Origin of the sequence: Pannonibacter indicus (assembly GCF_001418225.1) — a bacterium.
Classification (GTDB): Bacteria; Pseudomonadota; Alphaproteobacteria; order Rhizobiales; family Stappiaceae; genus Pannonibacter; species Pannonibacter indicus.
Genome location: NZ_LIPT01000003.1, coordinates 480,743 through 494,812, shown reverse-complemented (window position 1 = coordinate 494,812; position 14,070 = coordinate 480,743). Strand labels below are relative to the sequence as shown.

Annotated in this window: 15 protein-coding genes, 1 tRNA gene, 1 pseudogene and 1 riboswitch; of the genes and pseudogenes, 7 read left to right on the top strand and 10 right to left on the bottom strand. The window is 63.3% G+C overall.

Annotation, left to right across the window (positions count from 1 at the left end):
• Window positions 1-21: 21 nt before the first annotated feature.
• Window positions 22-1,224 carry an O-succinylhomoserine sulfhydrylase gene (locus ASC48_RS08095; RefSeq protein WP_055455215.1) on the bottom strand — a complete coding sequence of 401 codons (1,203 nt, stop codon included), beginning with the start codon at window positions 1,222-1,224 and terminating at the stop codon, window positions 22-24.
• A 40-nt stretch (window positions 1,225-1,264) separates the two neighbouring features.
• A riboswitch (SAM riboswitch) is annotated at window positions 1,265-1,344 on the bottom strand.
• Between the two features lie 151 nt (window positions 1,345-1,495).
• Here ASC48_RS08095 and ASC48_RS08090 point away from each other — a divergent pair.
• The gene (locus ASC48_RS08090; RefSeq protein ID WP_055455214.1) at window positions 1,496-2,590 is read left to right on the top strand and encodes a 2'-deoxycytidine 5'-triphosphate deaminase; all 1,095 of its coding nucleotides are present in this window, start codon (window positions 1,496-1,498) and stop codon (window positions 2,588-2,590) included.
• A 73-nt stretch (window positions 2,591-2,663) separates the two neighbouring features.
• On the opposite strand, the gene ASC48_RS08085 is transcribed toward ASC48_RS08090, so the two are convergent.
• Entirely contained in the window at window positions 2,664-3,311 is a 648-nt protein-coding gene (locus ASC48_RS08085; protein ID WP_055455213.1) for an alpha/beta family hydrolase, read from the bottom strand.
• Between the two features lie 104 nt (window positions 3,312-3,415).
• Window positions 3,416-4,174: a transporter substrate-binding domain-containing protein gene (locus tag ASC48_RS08080; RefSeq protein ID WP_055455212.1), complete on the bottom strand. Its 759-nt coding sequence runs from the start codon at window positions 4,172-4,174 to the stop codon at window positions 3,416-3,418.
• A 467-nt stretch (window positions 4,175-4,641) separates the two neighbouring features.
• On the opposite strand from ASC48_RS08080, the gene ASC48_RS08075 reads away from it, so the two are divergent.
• Complete coding sequence (locus ASC48_RS08075; protein ID WP_244270026.1) at window positions 4,642-6,414, top strand: glycosyltransferase; 1,773 nt, start codon at window positions 4,642-4,644, stop codon at window positions 6,412-6,414.
• Window positions 6,415-6,491: 77 nt separating this feature from the next.
• Here ASC48_RS08075 and ASC48_RS19520 read toward each other — a convergent pair whose 3' ends face one another.
• The 3 genes and pseudogenes from ASC48_RS19520 to ASC48_RS08065 all read right to left on the bottom strand — a co-directional run bounded on the left by ASC48_RS19520 (window position 6,492) and on the right by ASC48_RS08065 (window position 7,028).
• Window positions 6,492-6,635 carry a hypothetical protein gene (locus tag ASC48_RS19520; RefSeq protein ID WP_156367089.1) on the bottom strand — a complete coding sequence of 48 codons (144 nt, stop codon included), beginning with the start codon at window positions 6,633-6,635 and terminating at the stop codon, window positions 6,492-6,494.
• A pseudogene (locus ASC48_RS08070) lies at window positions 6,618-6,785 on the bottom strand (type II toxin-antitoxin system VapB family antitoxin); the annotation flags it as partial. The pseudogene ASC48_RS08070 and the gene ASC48_RS19520, both read right to left, overlap by 18 nt.
• Window positions 6,786-6,954: 169 nt before the next feature.
• Window positions 6,955-7,028: transfer RNA gene (locus tag ASC48_RS08065), tRNA-Gly, on the bottom strand.
• A gap of 290 nt (window positions 7,029-7,318) precedes the next feature.
• Between ASC48_RS08065 and ASC48_RS08060 the strand changes: the two genes are divergently transcribed.
• Window positions 7,319-8,113 (top strand): ion transporter, encoded by a 795-nt coding sequence (locus tag ASC48_RS08060; RefSeq protein WP_055455211.1) that lies wholly within the window; start codon window positions 7,319-7,321, stop codon window positions 8,111-8,113.
• A gap of 169 nt (window positions 8,114-8,282) precedes the next feature.
• On the opposite strand, the gene ASC48_RS08055 is transcribed toward ASC48_RS08060, so the two are convergent.
• Both ASC48_RS08055 and ASC48_RS08050 read right to left on the bottom strand, forming a co-directional pair.
• A complete protein-coding gene (locus ASC48_RS08055) occupies window positions 8,283-9,380 on the bottom strand; it encodes a quinone-dependent dihydroorotate dehydrogenase (protein ID WP_055455210.1) in 1,098 nt (365 codons plus the stop codon).
• 10 nt (window positions 9,381-9,390) lie between these two features.
• Window positions 9,391-9,735 (bottom strand): DUF952 domain-containing protein, encoded by a 345-nt coding sequence (locus tag ASC48_RS08050; protein WP_019963007.1) that lies wholly within the window; start codon window positions 9,733-9,735, stop codon window positions 9,391-9,393.
• Between the two features lie 206 nt (window positions 9,736-9,941).
• Between ASC48_RS08050 and ASC48_RS08045 the strand changes: the two genes are divergently transcribed.
• On the top strand, window positions 9,942-10,592 hold the full coding sequence (locus ASC48_RS08045) for a S24 family peptidase (protein WP_055455209.1): 651 nt from the start codon (window positions 9,942-9,944) through the stop codon (window positions 10,590-10,592).
• 56 nt (window positions 10,593-10,648) lie between these two features.
• Here the strand turns inward: ASC48_RS08045 and ASC48_RS19515 are convergent, their stop codons facing one another.
• Entirely contained in the window at window positions 10,649-10,924 is a 276-nt protein-coding gene (locus tag ASC48_RS19515; RefSeq protein ID WP_141658903.1) for a hypothetical protein, read from the bottom strand.
• Window positions 10,925-11,071: 147 nt separating this feature from the next.
• On the opposite strand from ASC48_RS19515, the gene ASC48_RS19510 reads away from it, so the two are divergent.
• The 3 genes from ASC48_RS19510 to ASC48_RS08030 all read left to right on the top strand — a co-directional run bounded on the left by ASC48_RS19510 (window position 11,072) and on the right by ASC48_RS08030 (window position 13,108).
• The gene (locus tag ASC48_RS19510; protein WP_141658902.1) at window positions 11,072-11,464 is read left to right on the top strand and encodes a hypothetical protein; all 393 of its coding nucleotides are present in this window, start codon (window positions 11,072-11,074) and stop codon (window positions 11,462-11,464) included.
• A gap of 238 nt (window positions 11,465-11,702) precedes the next feature.
• The gene (locus tag ASC48_RS08035) at window positions 11,703-12,764 is read left to right on the top strand and encodes an AraC family transcriptional regulator (protein WP_208975595.1); all 1,062 of its coding nucleotides are present in this window, start codon (window positions 11,703-11,705) and stop codon (window positions 12,762-12,764) included.
• A gap of 74 nt (window positions 12,765-12,838) precedes the next feature.
• The gene (locus ASC48_RS08030) at window positions 12,839-13,108 is read left to right on the top strand and encodes a DUF6460 domain-containing protein (protein WP_055455206.1); all 270 of its coding nucleotides are present in this window, start codon (window positions 12,839-12,841) and stop codon (window positions 13,106-13,108) included.
• Here the strand turns inward: ASC48_RS08030 and ASC48_RS08025 are convergent.
• Window positions 13,100-14,062: a histone deacetylase family protein gene (locus ASC48_RS08025; RefSeq protein ID WP_055455205.1), complete on the bottom strand. Its 963-nt coding sequence runs from the start codon at window positions 14,060-14,062 to the stop codon at window positions 13,100-13,102. The genes ASC48_RS08030 and ASC48_RS08025 overlap by 9 nt on opposite strands.
• Window positions 14,063-14,070: the final 8 nt, after the last annotated feature.

The following is a 14,070-nucleotide window of genomic DNA, read 5'->3' as shown; positions in this document are numbered from 1 at the left end:
CGTCCTGATATCGTCCCGTGCTCAGCGGGCTGCCGCCAGTGCCCGCTCGATATCCTCGATAAGGTCCAGCGGATCTTCGAGGCCCACGGACAGGCGCAGCATGCCTTCGGTGATGCCCAGTTCCAGCCGCGCCTCTTCGGCCACGTTCTTGTGCGTGGTCGTGGACGGGTGGGTGATCAGGCTCTTGGCATCGCCAAGATTGTTGGACAGCTTGATCACTTCCAGCGCATTGGTGAAGGCAAAGGCTGCTGCCTTGCCGCCCTTCAGCTCGAAGGCCAGCATGGTGGAGCCGCCGCGCATCTGCTTGCGGGCGACTGCGGCCTGCGGATGGTCGTCACGGCCCGGATAGATCAGGCGGGCAATGGCAGGGTCGCCCGCCAGACGGCCGGCAATGAGGGCCGCGCTGGAAGACTGCTGGGCAACGCGCAACGGCAGCGTCTCCAGCCCCTTCAGCAGCACCCAGGCATTGAACGGGCTCATGGCCGGGCCAGTGTGCTTGACCAGCGGCAGCACTTCTTCTTCGATCCACTTGGCATCGGACAGCACGACGCCGCCCAGGCAGCGGCCCTGACCGTCAATGTGCTTGGTGGCCGAATAAACCACAACATCGGCGCCCAGCTTCAGCGGCGACTGGAAGATCGGCGTGGCAAAGACGTTGTCGATGATGACTCTTGCGCCTACGCCATGGGCAATCTCCGCCACGGCAGCGATATCGATCACATCCAGCGCCGGATTGGTCGGACTCTCAAGGAACACGGCCTTGGTGTTCGGCTTCACCGCATCGCGCCACTGATTCAGGTCCGTACCGTCCACCAGCGTACTGGTCACGCCAAAGCGCGGCAGCAGGGTTTCGACGATGTAACGGCAGGAGCCGAAGAGCGCCTTGGCGGCAACCACATGATCACCGGCCTTGACCGAGGCCATCAGCGCCAGATTGACGGCGGCCATGCCGCTGGCGGTGCCGATGGCTGCTTCAGCCTCTTCCAGTTCGCACATGCGCTGCTCGAACATGGCAACGGTGGGGTTGGAATAGCGCGAATAGACATAGCCCGGATCCTCGCCGTTGAAGCGCGCTTCTGCTGCTTCCGCATTGGCATAGACGAAGCCCTGCGTCAGGAAGATGGCTTCGGAGGTCTCGCCATGCTGGGAGCGGACAGTGCCACCATGAACAAGACGGGTGGCCGGACGCAGGGGGCGGGAGGACGGGGTATCGGATGCGCTCATCGGTCTTCGCTCCAGAAACAAAAAACCGGCCATAAAGGCCGGGTGTTTCTCCCCGGCCTCTTTAGCAACTTCTTTAACGTGGCTGCAAGCCGGCCGGCTCAAATCACCACGGATCCTGTCTGCAAATACGCCTTTCATGGCCAGTGGTCAATCTTTGCCAGCCATGGCCCCTCCATGAAAGGGTTGGCCAAGACCCTGCCATCGGCTAATGACAGCGCAGAGGAAGATAACGCCCCTCCCCGGCTCCCTCCGGCTCCATGAAAGGCTTGCCATGCGCCCAGACGGCATTCTGCCCGCCCACATGATCGAGGACATGTTCCGCGCCGGAACGATCCGCAGCGAGCTGGCGCCTGTCGACGGCCAGATTCAGCCGGCCAGCCTTGACCTGCGCCTCGGGGGGCTGGCCTACCGGGTGCGCGCCAGCTTCCTGCCGGGCAATGGCGTCGCCGTCGCCGACAAGCTGGATGCCTTCGCGCTGCACACCATCGACCTGACACGTGGCGCCGTGCTGGAGACGGGCTGCGTCTACATCGTGCCGCTTCAGGAAAGCCTCGCCCTGCCTGATGCCATCTCGGCGACTGCCAACCCGAAAAGCTCCACCGGGCGGCTTGATGTCTTCACCCGCGTCATCACCGATGGCGGGCGCGCCTTTGACACGGTGCCGGCCGGCTACAACGGGCCGCTCTATGCGGAAATCTCACCGCTCACCTTCCCCATTCTGGTGCGCAGTGGCTCCCGCCTGTCGCAGATCCGCTTCCGCGCCGGTGAACCGCTGATCCCGGACAGCGAGCTGGAAGACGTGCATGCGCGCCTGCGCCTTGTTTCCGGCGGCATGGAGCGCATCGGCGGCGGCGTGCAACTGTCCATCGATCTGGAAGGCTCCGGCGATGGCAGCCTCGTCGGCTACCGCGCCAGGCACCACACGGGCGTCATCGATGTGGACCTGAAGGATGCGCATCACCCGCTCGACTTCTGGGATCCGATCTACCGGCGCGGGGCGGCCGAACTGGTGCTCGACCCGAACGAGTTCTACATTCTCGTCAGCCAGGAGGCGGTGCATGTGCCGCCGGATTTTGCCGCCGAGATGGTGCCCTTCGATCCGCTGGTGGGAGAATTCCGCGTGCATTACGCCGGTTTCTTCGATCCCGGCTTTGGCCACAGCACCGCGGGCGGCACAGGCTCACGCGCCGTGCTGGAAGTGCGCTCGCACGACGTGCCCTTCATTCTGGAGCATGGCCAGACGGTCGGGCGGCTGGTCTATGAGCACATGGCCGAGCGCCCGCATCAGCTCTATGGCGAGGGCATCGGTTCCAACTATCAGGGGCAGGAGCTGAAGCTCTCCAAGCACTTCCGCGCGCTCAGCTGATATGAACTCCCGATGAGCCTTACTCATCGGGAGTTGATCAAGCCCACGCGGCAGCCGCACCGGGCCTGCAATCTCAGGCGGCCAGAACCTTGCGGGCAAACTCCGCAACGGCCTTGGCGGTGGCGGTGATGTTGCTGTCCCAGGTCGCGGGCGACTGGCCGCGAGGCCCGAGGTCGTGGTTGCCGTCTTCGAGGAACAGGATCTCGCAGGTGCCCGGCAGGGTCACGTCTTCCAGCTCGGCCTGACTGCCGAAGGGGTCACGCTCGCCCTGCGCAATGAAGATGGGGCGGCGGGCCTGTTCCAGCGGCTCAAGGCGCCAGACATCGGACTTGCCCTGCGGGTGGAACGGGTAGCCGATGCAGACAACGCCCTTCACACGGCCCGGCAGCGAGGCGCCGGCCGTCAGCATGGCGGCCACACGCCCGCCCATGGACTTGCCGCCAATGAGGAACGGGCCTTCCACCTCCCCCATCAGCGCCTGCATGGCCTTCTGATAGGCCCCGACCAGCAGTTCGGCCTTCGGCGGCGGTGCCTTCTTGGCCGTGGTGCGGCGCGCGGCCATATAGGGAAACTCGAACCGCACCACGGCAATGCCTTCGGCCGCGAGGGCTGTGGCAAGCCGGTTCATGATGGCGGAGTCCATCGGCGCACCGGCGCCATGGGCCAGAAGCAGGGTTGCATCCGGCGTGCCTTCCGGGCGGGTCCAGAGAAATTCGGTCATCAGGTTGTCCTGTTGTGGCGGCGGATGGGCTCCGCGCGCAAAGAGTGCCCCGGCTTAGCCAGAACCGGCCGGTCTGGCAATGGCTTTGCTGCCGGTCTGAAGCCTCAGTAGAACCCGACCGGGAAATAGCGCAGGTAAAGCTCGCCATAGATGCCCTTGTCCTGCACCTGCCGCAGGGCATAGTTCAGCGCGTCCAGCAGCGCCTGGTCATCACGGCGCAAGGCAATGGAAAGCCCGTCGCCAAAATAGCGAGGCTCCAGCCAGGGGCCGGGGGCAAAGCGGCAGCAGCCATCCGCCTCCTTGCTGGCCAGCCAGAAGGACAGCGCCATGCCGTCGCCGAAATGCACATCGGCCTTGCCCTCCTTCAGCGCAGCCCTTGCCTCACCGGCTGTGGGGAACGGCTCGACGGCAAGGCCCGGGAAGGCGGCCTTCAGGAAGGCCTCGTGGCGGCTGCCGGCTTCCACGCTGATGCGCTTTGCGGATGGCATGTTGGGATCAAAGCTGTCCGTGCCCTGCCCAAGCACGAACCGGGCGGGCAGGCGCATATAGGTGTCGGAGAAGGCCATCTCCCGCCGCAGGGCTTCCGTCTTGGCGAGGCCGGAGAGAATGGCATCGCCCTCCCCCGCCATCAGCGCATCCGGCAGAGCCTCGAAGGCCTTCACCCTCAGGCTGCAGGAGGCTCCAAGCTCCTCGCAGACCGCCCGCGCCAGATCCACGTTGAAGCCGGTCAAGCGTCCTTGCGGGTCGCGGAAGGAAAAGGGAGGAAAATCATCCGAGGCGAGGAATTCAATCTTCTCCGGCGGCTGCGCGGGACGTTCGGCCAGCGCGCGCGGATCGCGGAAGTTGGGAATGACAATGGTCATGCCCGCTCCGTTCAGGGGCGAAGGATCCGCAGTTTCCTGAGCTGGTGCCTGGGCTGGTATAAAACCAATCGCAATCGAGACTAAAAAATATAAAACTGTTGATTGCAGGAATATCTTCTGCCGTACTCCTTGCAGGAGCCGGATGAGTGTGTGTCCGGCGGCCTCGGAAGGGGCGGGCAATGTCTGTTGTGGCACAGGAGACTGCGTCAGACACTGTGAAGCTGCCAAGAATGGCAGCAGACGCCGGCGAAGCTTTCCTGCAGTGTGAATCTCCTTCGCCCCGCCCGCAGGCAGCGGCCCACAAGGCCTCTTCCGAAAACGGAGCAGTCCCGAAAAATGAAAGAGCCGCACCGCAGCAATTGCTGCAAGAGGAGATGCATGTCCTTGTGTCACGGGGTCTTTCTGCCTCTGCGCTGCGGTCTGCCTGTCAACTGGCATCCTATCACGGTGTCCATCCCGTGCACTACATGATGCGCAATGCCATCCTCACGGAAGATGCCTATTACAGCGCAGTGGCGGAAATCTGCGGCGTCCCCTTTCTGCCAGCCGGCAGCTTCCGGCCGCTGCTGGTCAATGGCCATGTGCTGCAATGCGGTCCGGGTGAAGCCGGGCCGATGATGATCGGTCTCGGCCAGGAGGGGCCGGTCTATGTGGTTGCGCCCGAACCTGAGCACGCCGCCGAACTGCGCGCCTTCTTTCTGCGCCATCCGGACTGGAGTGCGGCCGTGCGCATCGCCACGCCTTCGGCCCTGCGCCACGCCCTGACTGTGCTGAATGCGCCCGCCGGCGAACTGGAAGCGCGCTTTCCCCACATGTCGGCCCGCACCCGCGTGACACCGCGCCAGCAAATCGGCGCGGCTGCCATGGCCGCCAGCTTCTTCACCGGCATGGTTCTGCCCTTTGATGTACAGATGCTGCTGCTGAGCCTTGTTGTGGGCCTTACCTGCATTCTCACCGCAATCGCCCGGCTTTCGAGCGCGCAGCAGGCCCAGGAACGGGCGCGTCTCGCCGCGGAGGAAGCCTTTTTTCAGTCCCAGCGGGCAGCAGCGCATCCCCATGAGCGTCCAATTCAAGAAGAGTGGCCGCTCTATACGGTGCTGGTCCCGCTCTACAAGGAAGCGGCGGTCGTGCCGTCGCTGGTGGATGGCCTTGCCAGGCTCGACTATCCGCCGGACAGGCTCGACATCCGCTTTCTGGTGGAACAGGACGACCGGGAAACCCGCGTGGCTTTCAGGGGCCTGCTACGCGAGGGCATGGAAGTGGTGGTGGTGCCCCCGGGCCATCCGCGCACCAAACCAAGGGCTCTGGCCTATGGGCTGGACTCCTCCATGGGCGAGTTCGTCACCATCTATGACGCGGAAGACCGGCCAGAGCCCGGCCAGCTGAAAAAGGCGGTGCGCAAGTTCCGGGAAAGCCCGGAAAGCCTTGCCTGCCTGCAGGCGAGCCTTGTCATCGACAATGCGGAGGAGAGCTTTTTCACCCGTCAGTTCGCCATGGAATATGCGAGCCTGTTCGATCAGGTCATTCCGTGGTTTTCCGGCGAGGAATGGCCCTTTCCGCTTGGGGGCACCTCAAACCATTTCCGCCGCGCGGCCCTCGTTACCGCAGGCGGGTGGGACCCCTACAATGTGACGGAAGATGCCGACCTTGGCCTGCGCCTTGCCCGCCTCGGCTTTTCCAGTGCCGCCCTCGACAGCGCCACCTATGAAGAAGCGCCGGTGACGTGGAAGGTCTGGTATGCGCAGCGGGCGCGCTGGTACAAGGGCTGGCTGCAGACGGTGCTCGTCCACCTGCGCGATCCGTCCATGCTGTGGCGTGACATGAGCCCGCGCCGCGCGGTGCCCCTCGCCTTCCTCATTGGCGGCAGCCTGCTGACGCTCGGCCTGCACCCCATATTCTGCATGATCCTGATGGGTTACCTGATCGGCCTGTGGAACATGCCCGTGCCCGATGGGCTCATGTCCGACATCACCGTCTGCCTCAGTGCGCTGGCCGCCATTTCCGGCTATGGCGCCGCCGTCATTGCCGGACGCAGCGCCGCCCGCGCCCGCGGCTTCGACCCGCGCTTCAGCGATCTCGCCCTCATTCCCGCCTACTGGCTCTGCGCCAGCTTCGCCTTCTACCGCGCCGTCTGGGACTTCTTCATCCGCCCCCACCACTGGCACAAGACCACCCACGGCACCGCCCGCAAGCGCAAGACGCCGGATTTCGGGAAGAAGGGGGAGGATGGGAGCGGGTAGAGGGCTATTGAACCTCAAACGCTGAAGCTGGGCCGCAATTTCTCATGATAGGCTTCTGACGCGCCCTGCCATGGAACTCACTTCATGAGAGCAAGAACCGCTTCGATCTGAAGGTCAGCATCGCTTCCTGAAACGGAGGGACGGCGATCGGCCAATGCCATTTCAATCCGTTCCTCGATCCAGCGTCCATAGCTATCGGAAACAGCCTCAGCATCCGGCATTGTGCCACCAAAGCGCTATCAGGCGCTGCCCGTCTCGACGCGCACCAGCGTCTCTAGCGCCTGATGCACGATGGCAGTGGTCTCCATTGTGCCAGTCAGGTCTCGCGCCGCCTCAAGAAGCTCATCATCAATATTGATAGTCAATTTCATGATCCGGCCTCCGTTGTCAGGCATAAGAATAGCACCAGCGGCACCCAGACTGCTGACAAACCAGCAACTCCTCCATCGTCATCCTCGGCCCTGTGCCGAGGATCTATACAAATCAATGATTTGCAGATGGCCGGGACAAGCCCGACAATGACGAAAGAAAGAAAGGATCTGGAGCGGGTAGCGGGAATCGAACCCGCGCGTTCAGCTTGGGAAGCTGACAGGCTACCATTACATCATACCCGCCTGAGCATGACGGCATCAAAAGGGGACAAGGGGTGTCCGGATGCCGTGGCCTTGGCGCATTAGATCGCCTGCGGCGGCGGTTCTGTCAAGCGGCGCAGGGACGCTTTTCAACGGGAGCCGGATGCAGGGCGGCTTCCGCAGAGTAGTTCCAGAGGCCGGCGCGGGAAACTGACCTGCAAAGCTGAGGGATTTTGCGTTTCAATGTCCTGCGGGCTATTGCGTATCAAGAGCGGAATCCCCAGTTTGCGCGGGCGGCGTCCGGCCGTGTTTCCAGATGGACATTTTTCAGTATGCGCCAGACTTTAAAGGCCCTCATCACGTCAAGCCGCTGGGAAGCGGCCATCATTGCGATCATTGTTGTCAATGCCTTCACCCTCGGGCTTGAGACCAGCCCCACTGTCGTTTCTGCTATCGGTCCGTTGCTGCACACGCTCGACAAGATCATCCTCGGCATTTTCGTGATCGAGCTGACGTTGCGCCTTTATGTGCACCGGCTGTCCTTCTTCCGCGATCCCTGGAGCATCTTCGACTTCGTGATCGTGGCGATTGCCCTTGTCCCGGCGAGCGGCCCCTTCTCGGTGCTGCGTGCACTGCGCGTCCTGCGCGTGCTGCGTCTCATCTCGGTGGTGCCGTCCCTGCGGCGGGTTATCGGCGGGCTGATCACCGCCCTGCCCGGCATGGGCTCCATCATGGTGCTGATGAGCCTCGTCTTCTATGTCTTCGCCGTCATGGCCACGAAGCTCTATGGCGAGACATTCCCCGACTGGTTCGGAGATCTTGGCCGTTCGCTTTACACCCTGTTCCAGGTGATGACGCTGGAAAGCTGGTCCATGGGCATCGTGCGGCCGGTGATGGAAGTTCACCCCTATGCCTGGGCCTTCTTCCTGCCCTTCCTGGTCTGCACCGCCTTCACCGTGCTCAACCTCTTCATCGGTATCATCGTTTCGGCCATGCAGTCCGAAACGGAGACGATTGCCGAAGCTGACCGGCAGGCGATCCACGACGAAACGGGGGTTATTCTGGAAGAAGTCCGCGCCCTGCGCCGGGAGATCGAGGCGCTGCGGCAGCAGACGGCGGGCCGCTGACGGGGACTTTCGTGAAGTACAAATGCACGAGGCCGGAGTTCAACAACTCCGGCCTCTTCGCAGTTTCCATACCAAGGCTTCCGATGCTGACGGATCATGCCTTGAAATTGCTCAAGCGCCGCACGGGCTTGACCAAATCCCGATGAGTCAAGCCCGTCGGGATTTGGTCTCAGTCCAGATTTTCGCTCGCCCAGGCATCCGCATTGACTGAGCGCAGCCCGGCGAGGCTGGAGAAGCCGCCGCGTTTCAGTTCCCCATCCAGATGCTTGAGGATGGCAGGAACCAGCCCCGGCCCCTTGTAGACCAGTGACGAATAGATCTGCAGCAGCGTTGCCCCGGCGGTGATCTTGACCAGAGCCGTTTCGGGGCTGTCGATGCCGCCAACGCCGACAATCGGAAGATCCGGCCCCACCAGCTTGCGCGCGCGGGCCAGAATGACCGTGGCACGGCGGAACAGGGGGCGCCCGGAAAGCCCGCCCGCTTCCTGCGCGGTCTGCGTATCGCGAAGACCGGCGCGGGACAGCGTGGTGTTGGAAACGATCAACCCGTCCACCTTGTGGGTCAGCACCGCTTCGGCAATGTCCTCCAGCCCTTCGGCGGAGACATCCGGCGCGATCTTCAACAGCACCGGCACCTTACGTCCCACCTGCAGGCTCTGCGCATCGCGCTCGGCCATCGCGGCAGACAGCAGTTCATCCAGCGCCGCCCTGGCCTGCAGATCGCGCAGGCCCGGCGTGTTGGGCGAGGAAATGTTGACGGTGAAATAGGACGCCAGATGCGCGAAGGTGCGGATGCCGGCCACATAGTCGGCCACCCGGTCCGCCGCATCCTTGTTGGCCCCCACGTTGACGCCAACGATGCCGCCCCTGCCCTTGCGCGCTTCCAGCCGGGCCAGCAACGCCGCATGCCCCTCGTTGTTGAAGCCGAAGCGGTTGATCACTCCCTGATCGGCCGGCAGGCGGAACAGGCGCGGACGCGGATTGCCCTCCTGCGGGCGCGGCGTCACGGTTCCCGCCTCGGCAAAGCCGAAGCCCATCCCGAGGATCGCATCCGGCACTTCGCCGTTCTTGTCGAAGCCGGCGGCCATGCCGAGCGGATTCGGGAAGCTCAAACCCAGTACCTCCTGCCGCAGGGAGGGCAGGCTGGCGTTGGAAAAGCGCGGATAAACCCCGCTGGCGAGCGCGCGGATCGTCACGCCATGGGCCGTTTCGGCGTCGACACAATGGAGAGCCCGGAGGGTCAGGCGATTGGCAAGGGACTGGAACATGGGCGTGAGATCACTTCGTCAGGTCAGGAAACACATGCTGTCCATCCGGGCCGAGCGGCAGCGCCTCGACCCACAGGGCGCAGGCCGGATCGAAGCTGGCGTAAAGATGCGGGAACAGCGCGCCGCCGCGCGAGGGCTCCCACTTGACCGGCTGCCCGAAAGCCTCGCTGTCGAAGGCAGCCAGCAAGAGGTCCTCCTGTCCGGCAAAATGTTTGGCTGCCGTTTCGCGCACCTGCTCCGCCGTCGAGAAGTGGATGTAGCCATCGGCAAGGTCGACCGGCGCGCCATCGAACCTGCCACGGCTCACGGCATCATCCCAGAGGTTGCGCGTGAGTATCTTGAAAATCACCGTCATGCCGGTCTGCCCATGTGCTTTTGGGGAGCCTCGGAACTGGCCCCTGTGCGTTGGTTGAGGCGGACCCTAGTCCGGGATTTTGCATTGGACAACCAGCGCGCACCACTGGATCAACCGCCTATTCATTTGCATCAGGAATATTTGCCAATATCAATGGCATTCAAAGGGATTTATTCCTGATGAGGCAGCACGTGGAGGAAAGGACCATGCTCTCGCACGAGCGCGTCTGGGCAGCGATAGACGCCCTGGCCACACGCAAGCGTCTTTCGCCCTCAGCTCTCGCACGCCGTGCCGGGCTGGATCCTACCACCTTCAATCCATCAAAGCGGGTCGCCGGCGACGGCCGCCCCCGCTGGCCCTCGACGGAATCTCTAGCCAAGATACTTGAGGCAACGGGCGCGCAGCTGTCCGACTTTGCACAACTTGTGGAAGGAGATGCAATCACCGCACCCGCCAAGGCAGCAAACGGCATAACCATGCCATTTGCCCGTCTCTGCGAGGCCCGCGACGGCGCTGGCTTCTTCGACGCGACCGGCAATCCGGCAGGCGCCGGCTGGGACGAGATCTCCTTTCCCGATGATCTGGGCAGTCAGGTCTATGCACTGGGGGTGGGAGGCGATGACTATCTGCCGCTTTACCGGGACGGAGACATTATCGTCATCGCGCCGGGCATTCCCATACGCCGGGGCGACCGGATCGTGCTCCGCCAGACCACTGGCGGAATGCTGGTCGGCAGCTTCGTGATGCGCACTGCGCGGCGGCTGGAGTTGCATACGCTGGGCCGTTCGGGCACCATCACCGCGATGGACCTCGACAGCATCGCCTGGATGGCGCGGATCGTCTGGGCCAGTCAGTAGACCGGGACGGTACGAGGCGGAACTGCATGGCCGGACAAGAGATCAGACACCCGGTCTCATGCCGCGGAATCATTCGCTTCATATGGGCTTGCAGCCTTGTCTTTCTTGCAGGCCCAGCTTTCAGTCAATCCGCCGTGCGCAACGTCTCGCCACCGGGTGTCGCCGTACCTCACATCACGGCCCCCCTGCAGCGGATTGAGCGCGTCCGGCCGCAGGCTGCCCGCCAGAGTGAAACCGCCGCCCTGCCTGAACGCAGTTTCCACATCTTTCGCCCGCTCGTCCTGGAAAGAGCCGCCCTCAAGTCGGGGAAGCTGACGGTTGAACTCGCTCATGTCACCGGCCTGCCTGCTGCCGGGACCTGTGAAACCGCAAGCGGCCAGATCTGGCCCTGCGGCACAAGGGCGTTGACGGCCCTGCGCGCGCTTGTCCGCAGCCATAGAGTTGACTGTGAACCGGCCGCCTCCCTGGGCCCGCATCACATGTCCGCCATCTGCCGCAAGGGACCGGTGGACCTTGGCTACTGGCTGGTGCAGCAAGGATGGGCGAGGGCTTCCGGGGAAGCGCCGGAAGACTACACAACGGCTGAGGCCGCAGCCCGCGAGGCAGGGCTCGGCCAATGGCAGCAGGCAGACTTCCAGCCCCTGCCGCAAGGCACCTCCATACCGGACATGCCGCTCACCGGCATGACCGGTGACACGGCACCGCAAAGACCCGCGTCCATCGAGATACTCCAAGATGAAGGTGCGCCGGATCAATCCAGTTCCCGCGCTGAAACGCCGCTCATCCCCGCATGGGAAAACCCGTTTGATGTACAGGATACCGGCGCGGAGACGGCTTCTGCCCCTGCGCTTCATTCTCTCCCCCAGCCCTGAGCCCAACGGCAGAAATCGCTAGGCATTCTTCCCCGCTTTCCAGCCGTAAAGACTGAGGCATGATGGCTCAATCCTGTGGGCGCGAAGGAGGAAGCACCATGCCAGCACCTGTACTGGTACCGACACCTGCACTGGCGCAAACCGTTTTTGATTGAACCTGACGGAAAATTGACATGTTGCGCCAGCGCGGGAGTTGTATCATCCTATGCAATCACAGGATGAAGCCGGGGAAGATGTGATGGATAAGTCGTTGCCTCGCCGCATGGTGGAGGAATGGTGCCGGGCCGACACGCTGCAATCCCTCGAAATTATCTGCGAGGAAAAAGGGCTCGACTGGCCCCGCATTGCCCGGCGGTTTGGCATTTCTCCCGAGACGGTCCATCAAACAGGCGCGACAATTCCCTACCGCATCGCTGTTTCCGTCTGCGAATTCGTGGCGGCTGAAACACGGGATGACGCCATCATTCTGGATGTGGCCTCCAATATGCCGACAGGCGTGTTTTCAACCTTTGACTACGTGGGTCTGTGCGCCCCAAACCTGCGTGCAGGCATATGCAACTGGGTCCGCTTCCTGCCGCTGCGATCCAACAGTTACGGACTGAATTTCCGCGAGGACGAGGATTGGGGCATCATCGAGTGGGTCGTGCCTGACCGGAACATGCCCCGTGCCCAGCATACCTTCGAACGCATTGCCTGGGCGGCCAGCCGGGTCGAATATGCGACGCAGGACCCACAGGTGCAGCTGCGCATCGACATCAGCCAGCCAGCGCCCCGATGCCGGTCCGCCTTTCAGGAGCGCTACGGCAGCCGGCTGCGCTTCGGCCAGCCGCTTGACCGTATCCTCATCCCCGCGAAATATCTCGACCGGCCGACACCCAACAGCGAGCAAAACCTCTACAGCATCGTCGAACAGGCCGCGATCCGGGAGATGGAGGAGTTCCGGGTCAAGAGCGATCCGCTGGTGCGCGTTGCCGATGCCATCAACGAGAGCCTCAAGGCCGGCGCCGTCAGTCTGGAACATGTGGCCAGCGAACTGGGCATGTCCCAGCGCTCGCTGCAGCGGCTGCTGGAGGCGGAGGGCACTTCGTTCCGCAAGCTGACGGAAACGATCCGCCGCAACATGGCCGCCCGCTATCTGCGCGACACGTCACTGCCGCTGAAGGAAATCGCTTTCCTTCTTGGCTTTTCGGAGCTCTCGGCCTTTTCCCGCGCGGTCAAGACCTGGTACGGCGTGCCGCCCAAGGCTGTGCGGCTGCATGGGGAAACTCCGGCGCCGCTCAGCTGGCAAGCTCCCGACTGAACTCACATGGGGGATGCGGAACGGCTGGCGAATCCCTATGTTGTGGCGCAGACGCTGCTTCAAGGGAGTTCGGCATGTCCGGTGGCCTCAACAAGTTTCTGGGTGACAGTCCGGCACGGGTGCTCCTGCGCCTCGTGTTCCTGTCGCTTGTGGCCGGCGTCATCCTCTCGGCGCTGAACCTTGACCCGCTGGGTCTCTTCGACCTGCTGGTCTCCTTCGTCCAGCGCCTCTGGAACATGGGCTTTTCCGCCATCGAGCAGCTCTGGCACTATCTGGTGCTTGGCGCCGTCGTGGTGGTGCCGGTGTGGCTGGTCATGCGGCTGATGGCGAGCCGTTCAAGCTGACAGAACGGACGTTTCACGGGCGGCCGTGGCTGCCGCCCTCAACAGGGTGAGATGCCGGCGCGCCAGCTCGTCAATATCCGTGGAATAGCCGCCGCCCAGCACTCCGGCCAGCGGCAGGCTGAGACGGCGCACGGTGCGGATGACATGCTCGTCCCTCAGCCGCAGGCCTTCATGGCTCAGCGCCAGCCGCCCCAGCTTGTCGCCTGCGAAGGGATCAACCCCGGCATTGTAGAACACGATGTCCGGTTCGGCCCGGTCTATCACCTGCGGCAGATGCTCTGCCAAAAGGTCCAGATAAGGCGCGTCCATCAGCCCGTCCTCCAGCCCCAGATCCAGATCCGAAGGCACCTTGCGCACCGGATAGTTCTTCTGCGCATGCATGGAGAAGGTGAAGACGGACGGATCGCCTGCAAAGATATCCGCCGTGCCGTCGCCCTGATGCACGTCCAGATCCACCACCAGCGCGCGGCGGATGACGCCATCGGCCTGCATCACCCGGATGGCCACGGCGACATCGTTGAAGACGCAGAAACCCGCCCCATGCGCCTTGCGGGCATGATGGCTGCCGCCTGCCGTGTTGCAGGCAAGGCCATGTTCCAGCGCCATATAGCCGGTCAGCACAGAGCCGCCGGTGGCGCAGCGTCCGCGCAAGGCAATGCTCTGCGTCATCGGAAAGCCGATCTCGCGGGCAATCGCAGGCGGAACATTGGTGCTGAAGACTTGCTCCACATAGGCCGGATCATGGGCCAAAGCCAACCATTCCACCGGAGCGGCCCGTGGCTTCAGGAATTTGCCTCCCGGCACCAGCCCTTCGGCCAGCGCCAGCTCCGCCACACGGCGGAACTTGTTCATGGGAAAGCGGTGTTCTTCCGGCAGCTCAGCGCAATAGGCCGGATGATGGACAACAGGAGGAAGAGGTGCGGCGGCAGGCGAGGTCAAAGTCATACCCGCCATTATAGATG